The organism is Dyella sp. 01N36, assembly GCF_056399745.1.
In genome coordinates this window covers 1-1,321 of sequence record NZ_JBFTRY010000370.1, presented here as the reverse complement: position 1 = coordinate 1,321, position 1,321 = coordinate 1, and the positions used below count along the sequence as shown (strand labels likewise).

The window sequence follows — 1,321 nt, the reverse complement described above, 5'->3', positions numbered from 1 at the left end:
GCCCGCCGTCGACCTCACGACCGATCGCGTGAGCCTGCACGAGATTGCCGAGCGCAACGCACCGGCGTGGCCGCGACTGGACTCGCCCGATCACGACATGCTCGCCATCTCGCAACGGCAGGCGCAACTCGACCACGACGCACGACGCGACAACCACGAGGCGGAGGCCGCCACGATCCCTGGCTCGGGCATCCTGCCGCCACGCAATGCCCAGGACATCGCGTGGTCGGAATACAACCATCACTGGGCCGGCATCTTTGTGTGCCTGATCGGTTTGCTGGCCCTGCTCGGCAGCGCCGGCGTGCGCTGGGCGCGCCACTGGCCGCTGCTGTTCCTGGCCATGGCCGGCTTTCTGCTGGTGCGTTCGGACCCGGAAGTGTGGCCACTGGGGCAAACCGGCTGGTGGGCCGCGTGGCGCGACGTGGAAGTGGCACAGCACCGCTTCTTCGTCGTGCTTATCGTGCTGTTCGGCACGTTCGAATGGGCCGTGCGCACGGGGCGTTGGAAGAGCGGGCGCGCCGCCCTGGTCTTTCCGCTGCTGGTCGCGGTGGGCGGCGCGATGCTGCTGACCCACAGCCATCAGATTTCCAACGTGAAGGACCAGCTGCTGATCGAATTGACCCACACGCCGCTTGCGCTCGCCGGCGTCACCGCCGGCTGGGCACGCTGGCTTGAAATACGCCTGCCTGGACGCGGTGGGCGAATCGCCGGCTATGTCTGGCCGGTGTGTTTCCTGCTGATCGGCGTGATCCTGCTGTGGTACAGCGAGGCCTGATCGCCTCGCTCGCCGTCAACGGATGCGGTGCACGATGGTGTCGGCAAGGCCCAGCAGGTGCGCCGCGCGCTCACCAAGCGGCAGCAAGGCGACACGCGCACGCTCACCCAGCTCCTCAGCCAGTGCCCGCGAGGCTTCGAGGCCGAGCAGCGATACATAGGTGGGTTTATGGTCCTGCGCATCTTTGCCAGGCGTCTTGCCCAGCGTCGCCGCATCGGTGGTCACATCGAGTATGTCGTCGACCACCTGAAAGGCGAGACCCACCGCGCACTGATACTGGTCCAGCGCGGCGTGCAGGTCCGGCGACATCGGTGATGGCCCGGCGTGCGCGCCCATGAAGATCGACGCACGCAGCAAGGCGCCGGTCTTGAGTCGATGCATCCGCTCCAGTTGCTCGCGCGCCAATACCTGGCCGACGCTGGCCAGGTCGATCGCCTGTCCGCCGACCATGCCCTGCGAACTGCTCGCGCTCGCCAGCTCCTTCAGCAGCGCGACTTTCTGAGCGGCCGTCGCCGGAAGCTCGCCGATCACAGCGAACGCCTGCGC

1 protein-coding gene and 1 pseudogene are annotated in these 1,321 nt (G+C 67.4%); one reads left to right on the top strand and one right to left on the bottom strand.

Annotated features, from left to right (window positions below; translation table 11 throughout):
• Positions 1-775: pseudogene (locus AC1DMG_RS22185) on the top strand (copper resistance D family protein); the annotation flags it as partial.
• A gap of 15 nt (positions 776-790) precedes the next feature.
• Here AC1DMG_RS22185 and AC1DMG_RS22180 read toward each other — a convergent pair.
• Positions 791-1,321, bottom strand: a 531-nt coding sequence (locus AC1DMG_RS22180) for a polyprenyl synthetase family protein (protein WP_477181158.1), incomplete at its 5' end; no start/stop codon positions are given.